The organism is Pseudoalteromonas shioyasakiensis (genome assembly GCF_001550135.1).
GTDB classification, from domain to species: domain Bacteria; phylum Pseudomonadota; class Gammaproteobacteria; order Enterobacterales; family Alteromonadaceae; genus Pseudoalteromonas; species Pseudoalteromonas shioyasakiensis.
Map to the genome: position 1 here is coordinate 12,967 of NZ_LRUE01000006.1, position 19,045 is coordinate 32,011.

Annotated in this window: 15 protein-coding genes; 6 read left to right on the top strand and 9 right to left on the bottom strand. The window is 40.2% G+C overall.

All coding sequences use genetic code 11. From position 1 onward, the window contains the following. Positions 1–4: 4 nt before the first annotated feature. The 5 genes from rsmG to mnmE all read right to left on the bottom strand — a co-directional run bounded on the left by rsmG (position 5) and on the right by mnmE (position 6,245). Positions 5–625 carry a 16S rRNA (guanine(527)-N(7))-methyltransferase RsmG gene (gene rsmG / locus PASHI_RS03400; protein WP_054554802.1) on the bottom strand — a complete coding sequence of 207 codons (621 nt, stop codon included), beginning with the start codon at positions 623–625 and terminating at the stop codon, positions 5–7. A gap of 15 nt (positions 626–640) precedes the next feature. Continuing rightward, entirely contained in the window at positions 641–2,530 is a 1,890-nt protein-coding gene (gene mnmG, locus PASHI_RS03405) for a tRNA uridine-5-carboxymethylaminomethyl(34) synthesis enzyme MnmG (RefSeq protein WP_062564595.1), read from the bottom strand. Between the two features lie 429 nt (positions 2,531–2,959). Next, positions 2,960–3,409, bottom strand: a complete 450-nt coding sequence (gene mioC, locus PASHI_RS03410; RefSeq protein WP_054554800.1) for an FMN-binding protein MioC — start codon at positions 3,407–3,409, stop codon at positions 2,960–2,962. A 585-nt stretch (positions 3,410–3,994) separates the two neighbouring features. Next, a complete protein-coding gene (locus PASHI_RS03415; RefSeq protein ID WP_062564596.1) occupies positions 3,995–4,735 on the bottom strand; it encodes an isocitrate lyase/PEP mutase family protein in 741 nt (246 codons plus the stop codon). 145 nt (positions 4,736–4,880) lie between these two features. Beyond that, positions 4,881–6,245 carry a tRNA uridine-5-carboxymethylaminomethyl(34) synthesis GTPase MnmE gene (gene mnmE, locus PASHI_RS03420; RefSeq protein ID WP_062564597.1) on the bottom strand — a complete coding sequence of 455 codons (1,365 nt, stop codon included), beginning with the start codon at positions 6,243–6,245 and terminating at the stop codon, positions 4,881–4,883. 209 nt (positions 6,246–6,454) lie between these two features. Between mnmE and PASHI_RS03425 the strand changes: the two genes are divergently transcribed. Both PASHI_RS03425 and PASHI_RS03430 read left to right on the top strand, forming a co-directional pair. Continuing rightward, the gene (locus PASHI_RS03425) at positions 6,455–8,602 is read left to right on the top strand and encodes a TonB-dependent siderophore receptor (RefSeq protein ID WP_062564598.1); all 2,148 of its coding nucleotides are present in this window, start codon (positions 6,455–6,457) and stop codon (positions 8,600–8,602) included. 9 nt (positions 8,603–8,611) lie between these two features. After that, entirely contained in the window at positions 8,612–9,817 is a 1,206-nt protein-coding gene (locus tag PASHI_RS03430; protein ID WP_062564599.1) for a PepSY-associated TM helix domain-containing protein, read from the top strand. Positions 9,818–9,874: 57 nt separating this feature from the next. Here the strand turns inward: PASHI_RS03430 and yidC are convergent, their stop codons facing one another. The 4 genes from yidC to rpmH all read right to left on the bottom strand — a co-directional run bounded on the left by yidC (position 9,875) and on the right by rpmH (position 12,480). Next, positions 9,875–11,506, bottom strand: a complete 1,632-nt coding sequence (gene yidC, locus PASHI_RS03435; RefSeq protein WP_062564600.1) for a membrane protein insertase YidC — start codon at positions 11,504–11,506, stop codon at positions 9,875–9,877. Between the two features lie 8 nt (positions 11,507–11,514). Continuing rightward, on the bottom strand, positions 11,515–11,787 hold the full coding sequence (yidD, locus tag PASHI_RS03440) for a membrane protein insertion efficiency factor YidD (protein ID WP_054563758.1): 273 nt from the start codon (positions 11,785–11,787) through the stop codon (positions 11,515–11,517). Between the two features lie 128 nt (positions 11,788–11,915). Beyond that, positions 11,916–12,338: a ribonuclease P protein component gene (gene rnpA / locus PASHI_RS03445; RefSeq protein ID WP_058583673.1), complete on the bottom strand. Its 423-nt coding sequence runs from the start codon at positions 12,336–12,338 to the stop codon at positions 11,916–11,918. Positions 12,339–12,345: 7 nt separating this feature from the next. Further along, on the bottom strand, positions 12,346–12,480 hold the full coding sequence (gene rpmH, locus PASHI_RS03450) for a 50S ribosomal protein L34 (protein ID WP_008488847.1): 135 nt from the start codon (positions 12,478–12,480) through the stop codon (positions 12,346–12,348). A gap of 506 nt (positions 12,481–12,986) precedes the next feature. On the opposite strand from rpmH, the gene dnaA reads away from it, so the two are divergent. The 4 genes from dnaA to gyrB are packed head-to-tail and all read left to right on the top strand — an operon-like array spanning position 12,987 to position 19,041. Beyond that, positions 12,987–14,384, top strand: coding sequence for a chromosomal replication initiator protein DnaA (dnaA, locus tag PASHI_RS03455; protein ID WP_062564601.1), 1,398 nt, complete (start codon positions 12,987–12,989; stop codon positions 14,382–14,384). 13 nt (positions 14,385–14,397) lie between these two features. Next, a complete protein-coding gene (dnaN, locus tag PASHI_RS03460; RefSeq protein WP_054563760.1) occupies positions 14,398–15,501 on the top strand; it encodes a DNA polymerase III subunit beta in 1,104 nt (367 codons plus the stop codon). Positions 15,502–15,507: 6 nt separating this feature from the next. Then, the gene (gene recF, locus PASHI_RS03465) at positions 15,508–16,602 is read left to right on the top strand and encodes a DNA replication/repair protein RecF (RefSeq protein ID WP_054563761.1); all 1,095 of its coding nucleotides are present in this window, start codon (positions 15,508–15,510) and stop codon (positions 16,600–16,602) included. A 12-nt stretch (positions 16,603–16,614) separates the two neighbouring features. Continuing rightward, complete coding sequence (gyrB, locus tag PASHI_RS03470; RefSeq protein WP_054563762.1) at positions 16,615–19,041, top strand: DNA topoisomerase (ATP-hydrolyzing) subunit B; 2,427 nt, start codon at positions 16,615–16,617, stop codon at positions 19,039–19,041. Positions 19,042–19,045: the final 4 nt, after the last annotated feature.

Sequence of the window (19,045 nt, forward strand, 5' to 3'; positions counted from 1 at the left end):
ATCCCTAGTCTTTAGATAGAATGATTAGATGTCTTTGCGCATCTAACTCAGGTACTTCCAAGCTGATTTTTTCATCAAACTTAATACCTTTAGGTAATGAGTCTAGTTCTTCGCTCGGAAATACGCCTTTTAAGGCGATAAATTTACCTGAATGATCAATCAAGTGCGCACACCAGTCAACCATATCTTGTAAAGAGGCGAATGCACGACTTAATACACCATCTAATTTAACACTTGGTTGATATTCTTCAACTCTAGACTGCACTGGGGTTACATTTTCAAGACCAAGTGCATGTTTTACCTGCATCAAAAAGCGCACGCGTTTACCTAAACTATCTAACAATACAAATTGTGTATCAGGTAAAGCGATGGCTAATACGATACCCGGTAAACCAGGACCCGTACCTACATCAATGTAATGTTTGCCTTTAAGGTGTGGTGCAACAACTAAGCTATCCATAATATGTTTAACCATCATTTCTTCAGGTAAACGAACAGAGGTTAAGTTATACGCTTTGTTCCACTTGTCTAATAATTCAACATATTGCACAAGTTGTTGTTGCTGTTTTTCTGTTAGCGCAATATCAGTTTGCGCTAACAGCGAAGTTAATTGTTGTTGTAACACTGTATTCCTCACCAACTACGCAGTCTTGCGCAGTAAGCCTTGCTTTTTCAGATAGACTAATAATAGCGAAATAGCAGCAGGGGTGATACCTGAAATACGTGACGCTTGGCCAATTGTATCTGGACGACTATCAGTAAGCTTTGCGATAACCTCATTTGATAAACCAGAAACAGTTGAATAATCAAAGTCTTTTGGTAATACAGTTTGTTCATGACGTAGCTGCTTATTGATCTCATCTTGCTGACGAGCAATATAGCCTGCGTACTTAGTATGGATCTCAACTTGCTCAAGTGCAGCTTGGTTATCAAACTCAGAACCTAAACCATCGATCGCCATTAAGTCGTTATAACGAATTTCAGGACGGCGGATCAGATCTTCAAGGCTCGCTTCACGAGTCAGTGGTGTTTTTAATAATGCATTTACTTGATCAACAGCAACGTGATCTTTGTGGATCCATGTTTCTTTTAAACGTTGCGTTTCTTTTTCGATGATTTCCATTTTTTCGTTAAAGGCAGCCCAACGAGCATCGTCAACTAAGCCAAGTTCACGGCCTTTCTCAGTTAAACGAATGTCGGCATTATCTTCACGAAGTAATAAACGGTATTCAGCACGGCTAGTAAACATACGGTACGGTTCTTTAGTACCTAATGTTGCTAGGTCGTCAATGAGTACACCTGTGTATGCTTCATCACGACGAGGTGTCCAAGACTCTTTACCTTGTACTTGTAATGCGGCGTTCATACCCGCAATTAAACCTTGCGCGCCGGCTTCTTCGTAACCGGTTGTACCATTGATTTGGCCTGCGAAGAATAAACCATTAATAAACTTAGTTTCTAATGATTGCTTTAAGTCGCGCGGATCAAAGAAGTCATACTCAATAGCATAACCAGGACGACAAATATGTGCATTTTCAAAACCAGTGATTGATTGCACAATTTCAAGCTGTACATCAAACGGTAAGCTCGTTGAAATACCATTTGGATATAATTCGTATGATGTTAAACCTTCAGGCTCAACAAAGATTTGATGTTTGTCTTTATCAACAAAACGTACGATCTTATCTTCGATTGAAGGGCAGTAACGTGGACCAATACCTTCAATTACACCTGAATACATAGGTGAGCGATGTAAGTTATTGCGGATCACATCATGTGTTTTTTCATTTGTATAAGTGATGTAACACGGGATCTGCTGTGGGTGATCCGATTGTTTACCCATAAATGAGAATACAGGCGTAGGGGTATCACCAGGCTGTTCTTGCATCTTGCTAAAATCAACAGTTCGCGCATCAATACGAGGAGGCGTGCCTGTTTTTAAACGATCAACACGGAAAGGTAATTCACGTAAACGCTCTGCAAGTGCAATTGAAGGTGGATCACCTGCACGACCGCCTTTGAAGTTCTCTAAACCTATATGGATCTGACCACCTAAGAAAGTACCTACGGTAAGAACCACAGAAGGCGCACTAAAACGTAGACCCATTTGCGTTACAACACCGATTACTCGATCACCTTCAACGATTAGATCGTCACATGATTGTTGGAAGATCTTTAAGTTTTCTTGATGTTGTAAAGTGTGTTGAATAGCTGCTTTATACAAAGCACGGTCAGCTTGAGCACGTGTAGCACGTACTGCAGGGCCTTTAGATGAGTTTAAAGTACGAAATTGAATACCGCCTTTATCAATAGCCTGAGCCATTGCACCACCAAGTGCATCGATCTCTTTAACTAAATGGCCTTTACCAATACCGCCAATTGCCGGATTACAAGACATTTGACCAAGGGTATCCATATTATGAGTTAGCAATAGGGTATTCATGCCCATGCGAGCAGATGCTAATGCAGCTTCAGTACCTGCATGTCCACCACCTACAACAATAACATCAAAACGTTCGTGAAAAATCATTTATGGGATCCTACTTAATCGACCAGCAAAACTTTGTAAAGGGAGCGTATTCTACCTAGAAATTTAGAGAAGATAAATGATTAAACAGTGCTCAAGATCTAAGTGGGTGATCTCTAATAATATAAAGGATCTTTTAAAGAGATCTTTTATTACTCTTACTACTAGTAACGGCTAGATCTGTTGATAATGTTCGCTTTACTATTTAAAACATGATCTTAACGCAGATCTAAAGGTGTTAATATGATCGGATCTTCCCGCGTAAAAGCTTTGATCAAAAGGGCTGTTTATACACAGGGCAATATCGATTGGATCTTATCCAAGGGATAAACTAGGTTAAAATCGCAGTTAGATCAGTGTTTATCCACAATCCGATCTAAATTATCAGTAAATTGTGGGTAACTTTTATAACAACGATCAACACCGATCGGCTTAATTGAGCCCTGCTGATTCGATCCAGCTTGGTAACCAGGCTAATGCCGTGTCTTCTGGCAATGCTTCATCAAGAATATTTAGCTCTAAGCGTTCTGCCACGCGGTTTGCGCCTTTATTAGCTAATAACTCATCTAGATTACGGCCTGCATAGTTATAGGTGTCGTAACTAGTGTCACCTAATCCGATCACACTGTAGTTTAATCCTTTAAGATCAGCCTGTTGGTTAATAGACTCAACAAATGGCAGTAGGTTCTCTGGGTAGTCTCCCGCGCCGTATGTAGAAGTACATAACAACCAAATAGTATCTTGCTGATCAATATCATCAAATACAGGCTGTTCATGAAGCTGCACTTGGATCCCTTGTTGTTCAAGGGCTTCTGCTAGTTGCTCTGCCACGTATTCTGCAGATCCCATTTGGCTGCCAACGATGATATTTACTGATTGCATGTGATTGATCATGTATAGAAATAAGTGGCCACATGATAACTAAGTTAGGGTGTGAGTAAAGCGTTGAATTACGATCTGAATAAGTTTTTCTGCTTAAAATGACAGCTTTAATTCATTGTTTTTTATAATCTACTGTTTTTAATAGTTTTTTATATTTATTCATAAATTAAACCCTTTGATCAAGCTGTTAATAAATTTGGGGAAAGTTCTGATCAAGCTAAATATTGGAAACTGTATAACTTTGCTAAGTTGTTGATCTTTAATTATGTGTAAGCGCTTAATTTTTCAGATCTGATAAAAATAGTGAGTATGATCGTTTTGTGGATAGATCGCTTGTTGATAACGATCGGTTTGCAATTTGCGATCAATAAAATAGATCGGAAAAAACTTAAATAAGCGCTAATAAAGGCTGTTTTTAAGAAAATTAGTTATCAAAAAGGGCTGTTGTATGAAAATAAATTCAAATTTCCGCGTTTTTTTATGATCAAATCAGCCTTTAGATCTAAAAAAGCCCCAAATGTGGATAACATTTTTAGCTAAATTCGATCTTAAAAGCTGTTTTGATCTAATTTTTAGCTCGCTAAGTTAGTTTTCGATCTGAGTTAAACTGGTTTTTATCGTATTACCGACTAGATCATAGAGTGAATTACCCAATGAAAACCGTTTTGCACCACCAGCGAAAGCGGCTTTTGCTGAGTTAAAATTGCTCATTGCCATCACATTTAATGGCATATCTATTGTGTTAGCTAAGCTGGTTATGTGCTCTATGTTAGTTAAGCCGGGCACAAACAGACCGTCTGCACCTGCATCTTGATACGCTTTCGCACGCTCTAATGTTGCTTGAAAAGGGGAGTCACTAACAAAGTAGGTATCGGTTCTGGCGTTTATAAATAAACCACCGAAGCCATTTTCGTTAAGTGCTTTTTTTATCTCACTAATAATAGTGCATTGTTGTTCGATAGATCTCAGTGCATTAGTGTCTTTATCTGAGTCCTCTATGTTGATGCCTACAACTCCTAATCTTGCTAACGCCAAAACGTTTTCGCTAATTTGCAGCGGATCATTACTGTAGCCTGACTCTAAATCCACAGAGAGTGGAATATGAAGGTGTTCGGTTAAGCTTTTAGCTAGTGCTAATTGAGTTTTAAAAGAAATGTTTTCACCATCAGCTAACCCTAAACTTGCCGCAATACCCCAGCTGGTTGTTGCTACTGCTTTAGCTCCCGCAGCTTGGATGAATTGTGCTGAACTAAGATCCCACGCATTAGCAAGTACAAAGCCCCCATGCTGGTGGTGTAATTGGTGAAAGAGTTGATATTTGTCCATGATGTCCTCCGTTTAATGACATCGCTAGACTAATTGATATGAGGTTAATTACTGGCTGGTTTCGGCCCTGAACCGATAATTGCTTACTGGACTAAAAACAAAAAAGAGTCGCAAGACTCTTTTTTATAATATTGATGACCGGAACTTATTTACCGATACAGAACGAACTAAAGATTTTCCCTAGTAGGTCATCAGAGGTAAATTCACCTGTTATCTCATTTAAGAACTGTTGAGTTAGGCGTAACTCTTCAGCCAAGATCTCACCAGCAATATGCATCTCTAGTTGCTCTTTACCTGTGTTTAAATGATAGGCTGCATGATCAAGTGCGTCTAAGTGACGACGGCGTGCCATAAATCCACCTTCAGTGGCGCCTTGGAAACCTATACATGCCTTTAAGTGAGTACGAACTAACTCTATACCCTCTGCATTTTTAGCGCTTAAACGGATCACCGGATATTGTTCATGTTCATCCATACCGACATTTTCACCGGAAATATCGGCTTTATTTCGGATCACAGTAACACCCATACCCTCTGGTAATTTGGCCATAAACTCTGGCCAAATATCATGAGGATCAGTGGCTGCTGTGTCTGTGCCGTCTAACATAAATAGTACGCGATCGGCTTGGTTAATTTCATCCCATGCGCGTTCAATACCAATTTGCTCTACTTTATCTGGGCTTTCACGCAGGCCTGCGGTATCAATAATATGTAGTGGCATACCATCAATGTGGATATGTTCGCGTAATACGTCACGTGTTGTACCAGCTATTTCGGTAACGATGGCTGCATCACGGCCAGCTAACGCATTAAGTAGGCTTGATTTACCTGCGTTAGGGCGACCCGCAATAACAACACGCATACCTTCACGCATGATGCTACCTTGTTTAGCTTGCTGAGTTACATTCTCTAACTGATCAATAATGGCATTGAGATCTGTTGATACTTTACCGTCTGATAAAAAGTCGATTTCTTCATCTGGAAAATCAATAGCGGCTTCAACATACATACGTAGGTGAATGACTTTCTCCACCAGCGTTTCAATATGTTTAGAGAATTCACCTTGCAGTGATTGGAGGGCGCTTTTTGCTGCCTGTTCACTGGTTGCATTAATTAAATCGGCAATTGCCTCTGCTTGAGTTAAATCAAGCTTATCATTCATAAATGCGCGCTCAGAGAACTCACCTGGTTTTGCTAAACGTACACCGTCAATTTGGCTAATTTCTTTTAATAGCATATCTAATACGACAGGGCCGCCGTGACCTTGTAGTTCTAGTACGTCTTCGCCGGTAAATGAATTTGGCCCTTGGAAGTAAATAGCAATACCTTGGTCAAGCTGTTCACCGCTCAAGCTTTTAAATGGTACATAGTCTGCGTAACGTGTTTTAGGACAACGGCCAATAATCTGTTCTGCCACTGTTTTAGCTAAGCTGCCAGAGACGCGAATAATACCAACCCCACCACGTCCTGGTGCGGTCGCTTGTGCTGCAATTGTGTCTTGATTAATCATGCGATGAAATAATGCCAATAAAAGAATGAATGCTGGCTCTATTGTAACCTATGGCTTAATTTCATGCGAATAGCTGTTTGAGTAATGAGGTAGCAAAAGTCTGATGTAAGTAATACTTTATTTAGCTTTAATTAATAATAAACGACCATTGCAAATGATAATTATATTCATTACCATGTTGCGCATTCTATATCTTATCGTTTTTTATTATGCGTCTTTCTGCTGTTTTTATTGCACTTGCTGCTGGTTTTTCGGGCGTTGCCCATGCTCAAACTGAAGTGACTACTTCTGATCAAAATGATTCTAAAGAACTCGAAAAAATAGAAGTTGTTGGCCGTGCGTTTTCTTTATATCGCCCAACCGAGTCTAGCTTTGCTACTCGTACCAATACACCTTTAGAGAAAATTCCTCAGTCAATTCAAATTTTGCCGCAGGAGCTGATCAGTGATCAGGCTGCTCGCCAAATTACCGACCTTTATAGCAATATAGCTGGTGTTAATGCCTTTAGTTATTCAGGCGTGACATTCCGTGGTTTCCGCCAAGATGAGATTTTATATGATGGCGTAAAGGGCGACCCTTTCAATGGCTTTGCTGTACCGCAATTATTTAATATTGAACAAGTTGCGGTTTTAAAAGGACCTGCTGGCGCTATATACGGTAGTGGTAATCCGGGTGGTATTATTAACTATGTAACTAAGAAGCCTAAATTCACCAGTGAACACAGTATTGAAGTTGAAGTAGGTAATGATGACTTCTTCAGTGGTGCATTAGAAAGCACAGGAACATTGAGTGAATCACTTGATAATCATGCTTACCGTGTTGGTCTTTACCGTGATACTGAAAAACCATTCCGTGCAAATACTAGCAGCGATAATACCATTGTTGATCTTGGATATACGTGGCTTATAAATAGTGCAACTGAATTAACCACGCAGTATACCTATATAGAGCAGGAGTTGGGTGGGGCACGTTTACGTGGTGTCCCTGCTGATGATAATGGCAATTTTCTAACTGACATTAGCTGGAACCATAACGAGGCAACAGACTTTCAAAATGTTGAAGCCCATGTCTATCAGGCAACTTTAAAACATGAGTTTAATGATGTTTGGCGCACAGATGTCACAGCACGTTATTTTGATAACAAAGAAGTGCAAAACTACCATGAACCAAGAGGCCTCGTAGATACAGATGACGACGGTATTGTTGATTGGAGTCATCGTGAATTTCGTGATCAAGTACGTGAGAACGAAGGTTTTAGCTTAACAGCTAATGCGATTGCAGAATTTATAGTTGCAGACATGCAGCATCAAGTGTTGTTTGGTAGTGACTGGTATGAACATGATTTTGAAAGCGTTTACCGTACAGCTACGCAACAAAGTAAAGGTGGCCCAGTACCAGGACTTGATCTTAACAACCCTGAGTATGGTTTAACCTCTGCTGATGATTATAACCTTGATAGTATTACACCTAGGCTTGGCAAAACGAATAGCACCCGCTTTGGTGCCTACTTGCAAGATCAGCTAGATATCACCGCTAATTGGAGTGTGACAGCTGGCTTAAGGTATGACCGCTTTGAAGATAAAGATCTGTTAAATCAAACCGAGTTTTCTGATAGCGACTTAACTTACCGTATTGGTACTAGCTATAACATTAATAATATGTTCTTCCCTTATGCGCTACATGGCACTGGCTTTGTGCCGCAAAGTGCGAGTAATCAAGAAACAGCAAAGGGCGGTCCGTTCTCGCCGGAGACTAGCCGCATTAACGAGTTAGGTTTAAGAACCAAGCTATTAGCAGACACACTTGCTGTTAATATGGCTGTGTACGATATTGTCCGCGAAAACATCCTGCAGCCTAGCTTATTAGGTGATGTTGCAGGTGACGGCGTTGATGACCTAGTTGCCGTTGGTGAAGTACAAAGTAAGGGTTTTGAACTTGAAGTGGTTGGTGACATCACTGAGCGCTGGGTAGTTACTGCAAGCTACGCTTATAATGATACCCGTATTACTAAAGCCAACGACAGCATTCGTAACCAAATTCCTGATAGCGATAAATTTGCTAACGCGCCGCAAAATACCCTAGGTATATGGACACGCTATGAGCTACCTAGCTTATCGTCATCTATTTCTGCTGGCTTAGATTATGTTGATGAACAGCTTAGTTTAGGTGGTCAACGTGTTAAACCTTACACTGTTTACAACATGGCGTGGCAAACAACCGTTGATAACTGGCAATGGCAGCTATCAGTTAAGAACCTATTTGATAAAGAATACGCAAGCAGTGGCTTTATCGAGCGAACAGGGCACTTTCCTGGTGAGCCACGCCGTGTCTATTTAAGTGCTAAATACAGTTTTTAATGGTGGCGTGTGAACGCTAAAAGTTGGTTTAACTTACATTCTTGGGCAGGACTCTTTGTTGGAGTCCTGCTTTTTGTTACCTGCGTATCGGGAACACTCGCTACGTTAAGTCATGAACTCGAGTACTTAACAGACGCTAAGTACCGTGCTTTAACTTCTTCTGCTTCGACTAACTACCCAGCTCTCGAAAACACTCTTAATAAGCATTATCCGCAAGCTCAGTTACTTTATATCCAACGTCATAAGCAAGATTACCTTGCCATTGAAGCGGCTCTTAAAGTCGGTGATTCATTTCGCTTTGTTTATTTAGATGCTGCAACGGGTCGCTTACTCGGTGAAGGAGAGTGGGCGCGGATATCGCGGTTTTTACGTAACTGGCATATGAACTTGTCGATGGGCTGGATGGGTAAACTAATCGTCACCAGTTTGAGTATTTTACTCGTTATTTTATTGGTCTCGAGTTTTTATGTGTATCGGCGCTGGTGGCAAGGCTTTATGAAAAAGCCTGCTGCGCTAAGCCTTGATAAACGTAGTAGTTGGTCTGATTGGCATAAGCTGTTAGGGCTTTGGAGTTTATGGTTTATTGCTGTGATGGCCATCACAGGGATTTGGTATCTGGTAGAACATGGGCTGCAAACTGCGAAGGTACCTCACTATGTCTCTAGTCCACCAGCCGTGAGTGAGTTTAAGAAACAAAGCCCTCGCAAAGATCTATCGCCAATTAGTTTAGCTACAGCTTATACAGCTGCTCAACAGGCATTTCCTAGCCTTGATATTCGCTATATTCGTTATCCTAATAAAGCGGAACAGCCTATTGAAGTACGTGGTTATAACGATGATATTTTACTACGCCTTCGTGCTAACCGGGTTTATTTAAAACCAAGTTCCGGTGAAGTTCTAGGCATACAAAAAGGGGAAGAACTCAACCTGCTTCCACGAATTAAAGACACCGCTGATCCGCTGCACTTTGGTAACTTTGCAGGAATTGGTACCAAGCTTATTTGGGGGCTATTTGGTGCATTGATGAGCTTTGTAAGCGCTGCTGGCATCTATATGAGTTGGCTTAGGGTTAAGCGTAAATCAACGGCTGTAAAGTGGCTTGGTTTATCTGGGGTGGTTGCAATCGGTTTGGTAGTTGCTTCGTTACTAACAACAAGTTTGAGCTTTACTGAACGCAGTGTGCCCAATCAAGTTTATTCTCCTATTCTCGGTTAGTTTTTTTTCAGGCATTAAAAAAGGCGCAGTTAGCGCCTTTTTTATTGGGTTAAGAGTTTAGCCTCTTACCTTAATACCTTTTTTCTCCATACCGCGGTAGATGATTAGCATCTGTGCGATTGAGATAAGGTTCGATACTAACCAGTAAAGTACTAGGCCAGATGGGAACCATAAGAAGAAAATAGAGAATACAACTGGCATAAAGGTCATCATTTTTTGCTGCATAGGGTCAGTAACCGTCATAGGTTGCAGCTTTTGAGTGATGAACATACTTAAACCAAATAAAACAGGTAATACGTAGTATGGGTCCATTGCTGATAAGTCATTTAACCATAAAACGAATTCAGCATGACGTAGCTCAGTTGATTCTAAGAATACGTAGAATAACGCTAAGAAGATTGGCATTTGTAGTAACAGTGGGAAACAGCCACCCATAGGGTTCACTTTTTCTTTGCGGTACATTTCCATCATAGCTTGACCGAATTTTTGACGGTCATCACCATACTTCTCTTTTAGTGCAGCCATTTTAGGCTGTAAGGCACGCATCTTAGCCATTGACGTGTATTGTGCTTTAGTAAGCGGGTACATTGCCGTTTTAACGATAACCGTGATTGCAATGATAGCTAGACCCCAATTACCTAGGATGCTGTGTAACCACTTAAGTAGTACGAATAATGGTTGTGAGATAAACCATAACCAACCATAGTCTACAGTTAGGTCTAAGTCTGGGTGGATTGCTTCTAGTACGTCAGACTCTTTCGGGCCCATGTAATAAGTTGAGCTAAGTGTTGCTTGCGTACCAGCTTGTACGTTAACTGCTTCACCTTTAGTACCAATAATTGCCGCATTACCAGCAACTAATTTGCTGTAAAGGGTATTTTGTTGGTCTTGCTTTGGTACCCACGCACTTACAAAGTAGTGTTGGATAAATGCAATGTAGCCGCCAGCTGTAGTGATGTTAAGGTTTTTATCAGCCATGTCTGAGAAGCTGTACTTTTCGTATGGCTCTTCTTCAGTACCAAATGCTGCGCCTAAGTAGTTTTGATCTACTAAGCTACCTTTTTCTTGTACTGTGCGTTTTACTTGCGTGTATAACTGAACTTGAATTGGATCAGCTGTTACGTTGTTTACTGTGTACTCTAAATCTACAGCGTAGTCGCCTTTTCTGAAGATATAAGTTTTAGTAAACGTCACACCTTTACTGTCAGTAAACTCAAGTGTTACACGTAGCTCATCACCCGTTAAAGTGAATGCTTTTTGTGTGGTTTTATAAACAGGGCGACCAGCAACAGTTGCGTCAGGACCATTTAAACCAATTAAGCCACTTTGCGAGAAGTATTGCTTACCATCGAACTCACCTAATAGCATGTAAGGTGTGTTACTGCCTTTTTCTTCTTCGTACTGAAGTAAGTCTGTTTCAATGATGTCACCACCACGGGTGTCAATTTTAACAGTGAATACATCAGTTGTTACATCGATAACTGAGCGCTTTGCTGTCGTTACAGCTGGAACTTCACCGTCAGATGATGCAGGAATAAAGTCATCAGATTCTGGTGTTGTTGCGCCTAGTGTTTGTGTTGTGGCACTTGGATCAGCCTTTGGTGCGTTGTAGTCGTTATTCCATTCTTGAAATAATAAAAACGACACAAGCATCAAGCCGATTAATAAAAACGTGCGTTGCGATTCCATAACAGCTCTTATTTCTCGTGTTGGTGGTTAATATGATTTTTTGCCGGTACGGGATCATCCCCACCAGCATGTAAAGGGTGGCATTTTAATATGCGTTTAACAGCTAACCAACTGCCTTTTACACTTCCATGCAAATTAATTGCTTGAATAGCGTAACTAGAGCAGGTTGGATTAAAACGACAATGCGGGCCTAATAGTGGGCTTATCCATTTTTGATAGCCGCGTATTAGCATGACTAAACAGCGCTTTGGAATAGCAACAAGTGGTTTAAGTAACCTCATGATGTGTCTGCCCCTGCGTTAATTTAGTCAATGGATACCATGAATTTAAATTCCCATCGTAGAATTTTAAATGCATGATTAAAAGGTGAGCTAAAGATACCTTAATTAAGCCTGTAATTCTATTGCTATCAGGCTTGTTTATTAGATTTAGCTGATTTATTCGGGCGTTTTTTAAATGGTGGTGGTTTAGGTGCACCAGGCTTGCAGCGTTCGTTAATTTTTCGCCACAATTTATTTAGTTGCTTTGTTAGCTCTTCGTTGGACTGTTCATCAATACCACTTTTAACCATAAGCACAATATCAATGTTATCGAGTTTATGTTGATTTAAACGGAAACTTTCGCGAGCAAGTCGTTTAATTCGATTACGTTGACAGGCTTTTTTAACGCGTTTTTTTGCGACCGTAAGACCTAATCGAGGATTAGTTTGGTCATTGCGTTTAGCTAATAGGGTAAAGAAAGGAGTCGCAGCGCGTGCTGGTTCATTAAAGATTCGAGAGTAATGCGAGGGAGTTAACAGACGTAACTCCCTGCTGAAGCTAAAGTCTTCCACTTATATATTAAGCAGAAAGAACTTTACGGCCTTTAGCACGACGACGAGCTAATACTTTACGGCCATTTGCTGTTGCCATACGAGCACGGAAACCGTGTGTACGTTTGCGTTTTAAAACGCTAGGTTGAAAAGTTCTTTTCATAACAATTCCATCCGATCGGTTAAGGTTAAAACATCCTATGCAGGTCGCGATCCTGGCACAGGTGCCATTGCGAGCGCGAGATATTATAGATGAAGACAACAAAAGTCAATCATTAAAACGCTGCAGAGGCCGTAATTATAAAGGATCCTTTTAACTGATCATATAGGATCATCATAAATAAGAAGTTTTCCACAGCCTCTGTATAAAAAGTGAATAAAAGCTTGGGAAAAGCCAATTCGATCGTAGAATTTGATCGCGATCTGGCTGCAGATTTGTTATGATCACTGTTCGAGCTTAAAAAATAATTTTCTTAAAAATCAGTGTTTTATTGTTTTATGTTGCTGAGATCATATTTTTCATAAAAATCAATCTTGTACTTGTGGATAAAGTACCTTCATAATAGTCGGTCTGGGCCAAGAAAGTTGGTCAAAGATTAGCAATAAATGTTTGATTTTCCATCATTAAAGATGAACGGGAATAAAAATTAAATCTCTGGGAGTTTAACTGTGTATCTGTCGGTTTGGCAAAGTTGTTTATATGTATTGCAAGATGAATTGCCTTCACAGCAATTCAGTATGTGGGTAAGACCACTTCAAGCAGAAAGTACCGAAGATACGTTGACTATATATGCACCTAACCGCTTTGTTTTGGATTGGGTGAGAGAAAAGTATTTAAACCGTATTAATGAACTACTCGTTGAAATTTGTGGTGATGAAGCACCTGAATTACGTTTTGATGTTGGTAGTAAACCTATTTTAAATGCCCAAGTGGCATCTGCACCGGCTGCAACAGAAGCAAGTGCATCTGTTCCACAACAAGCTGCTGAAAAGCAACAACCAAAACCTGAAAAAGCAGCGGTCGAACCTGCACCAAAATCAGGCTATAAATCAAACATTAAAGAAAATTATACCTTTGATAGCTTTGTTGAAGGTAAATCAAATCAATTAGCAAAAGCCGCAGCGACTCAAGTTGCAGATAACCCAGGTTCTGCATTTAACCCTGTATTTATATACGGTGGTACTGGCTTAGGTAAAACTCACTTATTACATGCTGTTGGCAACGGTATTATGGCTAATAAGCCAGACGCGAAAATTGTTTATATGCACTCAGAGCGATTTGTGCAAGACATGGTTAAAGCGCTACAAAATAATGCCATAGAAGAATTTAAACGTTATTACCGAAGTGTTGATGCATTGATGATCGATGACATTCAATTCTTCGCTAATAAAGAACGCTCACAAGAAGAGTTCTTTCATACCTTCAATGCTTTACTTGAAGGAAATCAACAAATTATCTTAACTTCAGACCGCTATCCTAAAGAGATAGAAGGGGTTGAAGATCGCCTTAAATCACGTTTTGGTTGGGGCTTAACCATTGCTATTGAGCCGCCAGAACTTGAAACGCGCGTTGCTATTTTGATGAAAAAAGCGCAGCAAAGTAAAATCAATTTACCTCACGAAGTTGCCTTTTTTATCGCGAAAAAATTACGCTCAAATGTGCGTGAATTAGAAGGGGCGTTAAACCGCGTTATTGCTAATGCAAACTTTACTGGTCGTCCGATTTCGATCGACTTTGTAAAAGAAGCGCTACGTGACTTACTTGCGCTGCAAGATAAACTGGTAACGATAGATAATATTCAGCGTACTGTTGCTGAGTATTACCGTATTCGTGTGTCAGATTTACTCTCTAAACGCCGTAGCCGTTCAGTAGCAAGACCACGTCAAGTGGCCATGGCATTATCAAAAGAACTTACAAATCACAGTTTACCTGAGATTGGCGACGCTTTTGGCGGTCGCGATCACACAACTGTATTACACGCTTGTCGTAAAGTTAAATCACTACGTGACGAAAGCCACGAAGTGAAAGAAGATTATCAAAACTTAATAAGAACCTTGTCATCTTAAGGCCGACTTTATTATGCAAATAACAATATCAAGAGAGCAATTTTTAAAACCTTTAGTTCAAGTGTCTGGTGCGATTGAGCGTAAGCACACCTTACCTATTTTATCGAACGTACTGTTAGTTGTTGAAAACGGACAACTTTCGATGACGGGTACCGATCTTGAAATTGAGTTAGTGGCGAGTGTGTTTGTCGGTGAAGATACCACAGATACGCAACTCACTTTACCAGCTAAAAAGTTACTCGATATTTGTAAAAGTTTACCTGATGGCTCAGACCTTACGTTAAGTAGCCAAGATCATCAGTTACTACTAACAAGTGGTAAAAGCCGTTTTTCTTTAACTACGCTGGCCGCTGAAGATTTTCCGAATCTTGAGCAGTGGGATGGTGAAGTTGAGTTTCAACTAACGCGTTTAGAGTTGCGTAAACTTTTAGAGAGCACGCACTTTTCTATGGCGAATCAAGACGTACGTTATTACTTAAACGGTATGTCATTTGAAGTTGATAACGCAGATATCAAAACAGTGGCTACAGATGGTCACCGTTTGGCAATTGCACAAAAGCAATTGCCACAGTCTTTAAATACACAACGTCAGTTAATTATTCCACGTAAAGGTGTACAAGAAATTATGCGCCTAATGGTGGCTGATGATGAGCTAGTAACCATTCAATTTGGTGCTAACCATATTCGCATTATTGATACTGAGTTTACATTTACTAGTAAACTAGTTGATGGTCGTTTTCCTGATTATCGTCGAGTATTGCCACGTGGTGGTGATAAAGTGATTACTGCTAACCGTGAATGGCTTCGTAGTGCTTTCCAACGTGTGTCTATTTTATCGAATGAAAAATTCCGTGGTGTACGTTTAAATCTGTCTGAAGGTTTATTAAAAATTACAGCAAACAACCCTGAGCAAGAACAAGCTGAAGAGGTGGTTGAAGTAATGTACCAAGGCGGCGAACTTGAAATTGGCTTTAACGTTTCTTATGTGCTTGATGTACTGAATACATTAAAAACAGAAGATGTAACCTTTACGCTTGCAGACTCTAATAGCAGTGCGCTAATTGAAGGTGCAGGTGACGAAGAAGCTATGTACGTTGTAATGCCGATGCGCCTATAAGCTTATATGAGTTTAAGTCATTTAAGCCTCAATAATTTTCGGAATATTGAGGCGCTGACACTTGAGCCGGTTAATGGCATAAACATTATCTATGGCGAAAATGGCAGCGGAAAAACCAGTCTCCTTGAGGCGATATATTTCCTTTCTCACGGTAAATCATTTCGTACCGCCAAACATAAAAATATCATTCAGCATCAACAAGACAAGTTTGTGATTCATGGTCGCAAAGCGCTGCATGATTTGTCTATTCCGATTGGTATAAGTAAAAACCAAGCGGGTGAAACGTCTTTAAAGATTCAGGGAAAAACGAGCCGTAAAATATCTGAATTAGCTCAACTAGTGCCGGTGCAAGTTATTACTCCAGAAAGCTATTCGTTGTTTTTTGGTGGCCCAAAAGAGCGTAGAAAATTTCTCGATTTAGGATTGTTCCACGTGGAACATGACTTTTTTTACTTGTGGCAGTCTTTTAATAAAGTACTGAAACAACGTAATGCTTTATTAAAAAGTAAACCTCGAGATTATTTCGAACAGATCAAGTTTTGGGATAAAGAATTTGTTAGACTAGCTGAACAAATAAATAATCTAAGAATCGCGTATATAAGTAGGTTTAAGCAGCAGTTTTTTGATAAAATGTGTGCAGAATTAACGCTTGTAAGCGATTTAGAAATTAACTTTCATGCGGGTTGGAAAGAGAGTGAAACGCTCTCAGAGGCGCTTGAGCAAAGCTTTGAACGTGATGCCAAACAAGGTTTCACAAGTAAAGGTCCGCATAAAGCTGATTTTAGTTTTAGTGTTTCTGGTAACAGTGTAGAAAATACCTTTTCTCGCGGTCAATTGAAGCTCTTGCTTTATGCGTTAAAAGTAACGCAAAATAGCTTAATTGAGTCAGAAACAGATAAGCAATCTATATTGCTAATAGATGACTTACCTTCAGAACTAGGTGAAGATACAAAAGAAAAAGTGGGTCAACTTTTGACTCATTGCGATTCGCAACTTTTTATCTCTTCAATTTTATCTGAAAGTATTTCTGCTGTGGTGGAACCCATGCAACGAGAACTAAAAATGTTCCACGTGAAACATGGCAACCTAATAACAAGATAAGTGGGATTAACCATGTCTGAGAATTACGATTCGTCGAGTATTAAAGTACTTAAAGGATTAGACGCAGTAAGAAAGCGTCCAGGAATGTATATAGGGGACACCGATGACGGTACAGGCCTTCACCATATGGTGTTTGAGGTTGTTGATAACTCTATCGATGAAGCCTTAGCTGGTCATTGTGATGATATTTTTGTAACGATTCACTTAGACGGTTCAGTCTCTGTAAGAGATAACGGTCGTGGTATTCCTACGTCTATTCATGAAGAAGAAGGTGTTTCAGCGGCTGAAGTTATCATGACGGTACTTCATGCTGGTGGTAAGTTCGATGATAACTCATATAAAGTATCTGGTGGCTTACACGGTGTAGGTGTTTCGGTAGTAAATGCACTATCTGAAAAGCTGCAACTGACCATTCGTCGTGAAGGAAAAATTCACCAACAAACATATACTATGGGTGTACCAGATGCGCCATTAGCTATAATTGGTGATGCAACAGACACAGGTACTGAATTACGTTTCTGGCCAAGTGGTGAAACATTCACTGACCTTAACTTCCACTACGATATTTTAGCAAAGCGTTTACGTGAGCTTTCGTTCTTAAACTCTGGTGTAAGTATCATTCTTACTGATGAGCGCGAAGAATCTAAGAATGACCACTTCAAATATGACGGTGGTATCCAAGCATTCGTAGAATATCTAAACCGTAACAAAACACCTGTACATAAAAGTGTTTTCCACTTTACCCATGAGCGTGAAGAAGACGGTATTAGTGTAGAAGTTTCAATGCAATGGAACGATGGCTTCCAAGAGAGCATTTACTGTTTCACAAACAACATTCCACAACGTGATGGTGGTACGCACTTAGCTGGCTTTAGAGCAGCATTAACACGTACGCTAAATAACTACATGGAAAAAGAAGGCTTTAACAAAAAAGCGAAAACAACAAGTAATGCAACGGGTGATGATGCTCGTGAAGGCTTAACTGCGGTTGTAAGTGTTAAAGTTCCTGATCCTAAGTTCTCATCACAAACTAAAGACAAACTAGTATCAAGTGAAGTTAAGTCTGCTGTAGAACAAGCAATGGCAGAAAAATTAACAGAGTTCTTATTAGAAAACCCTGTTGATGCTAAAACAGTTGTTGGCAAAATTATTGATGCAGCACGAGCTCGTGAAGCAGCACGTAAAGCACGTGAAATGACACGCCGTAAAGGTGCAATGGATTTAGCTGGCTTACCAGGTAAATTGGCAGACTGCCAAGAAAAAGATCCAGCACTTTCTGAACTATACATAGTGGAGGGTGACTCTGCAGGTGGTTCAGCTAAGCAGGGTCGTAACCGTAAAAACCAAGCAATTTTGCCACTTAAAGGTAAGATTCTTAACGTAGAAAAAGCACGCTTTGATAAGATGCTTTCTTCTCAAGAAGTAGCAACTCTAATCACTGCATTAGGCTGTGGTATTGGTCGTGATGAATATGACCCAGAAAAGCTACGTTATCATCGTATCATTATCATGACCGATGCGGACGTGGATGGTTCTCACATTCGTACCTTACTACTGACTTTCTTCTACCGTCAAATGCCAGAGATTGTAGAAAAAGGCTTTATCTATATTGCGCAACCACCACTTTATAAAGTGAAAAAAGGTAAGCAAGAACGCTACATTAAAGATGATCCAGCGCTTGTTGATTACTTAACATCATTAGCATTAAACAATGCTGCACTTTATACAAGCGAAGGTGCATCTGCACTTGAAGGTGAAGAGCTAGAAAGAATCGTTCACGACTATCAAAATACAGTTAAAGTGATTGAGCGCTTAAAACGTAAATATCCAAACTCGGTTATGGAACGTTTAATTTATCAAAGCGAAATTACCGAAGCTGATTTAGCAGATGAAGCAAAAGTTAAAGAGTGGACTAATACTCTAGTTGACGACTTAATTGCACGTGATGAAGATGCAACTATCTTCCATGCGGGCACTGAGCACGATACTGAGCGCAACATGTATTATCCTGTTGTGAATATTCGTCAGCATGGTGTGGATAAAGCTCATGTACTAAACCATGACTTCATCACATCGCGTGACTACAAACGCATTGCAGCGACAGGCGTAAACATTGCTAACTTACTTGAAGAAGGGGCATATGTTCAACGCGGTGAGAAAACTCTTGCTGTTGATAACTTTGTGGATGCATTAGAGTGGTTAATCAATGAATCGAAGCGTGGCCTTTATATTCAACGCTATAAAGGACTTGGTGAGATGAACCCAGATCAGCTTTGGGAAACCACTATGGACCCAGATGCTCGTCGTATGTTGAAAGTAACAATTGAAGATGCAGTAGCGGCAGACCAATTGTTTGCGACTCTAATGGGTGACCAAGTTGAGCCGCGTCGTGACTTCATCGAAACGAATGCGCTACGTGTAGTTAACCTAGACGTATAACGCG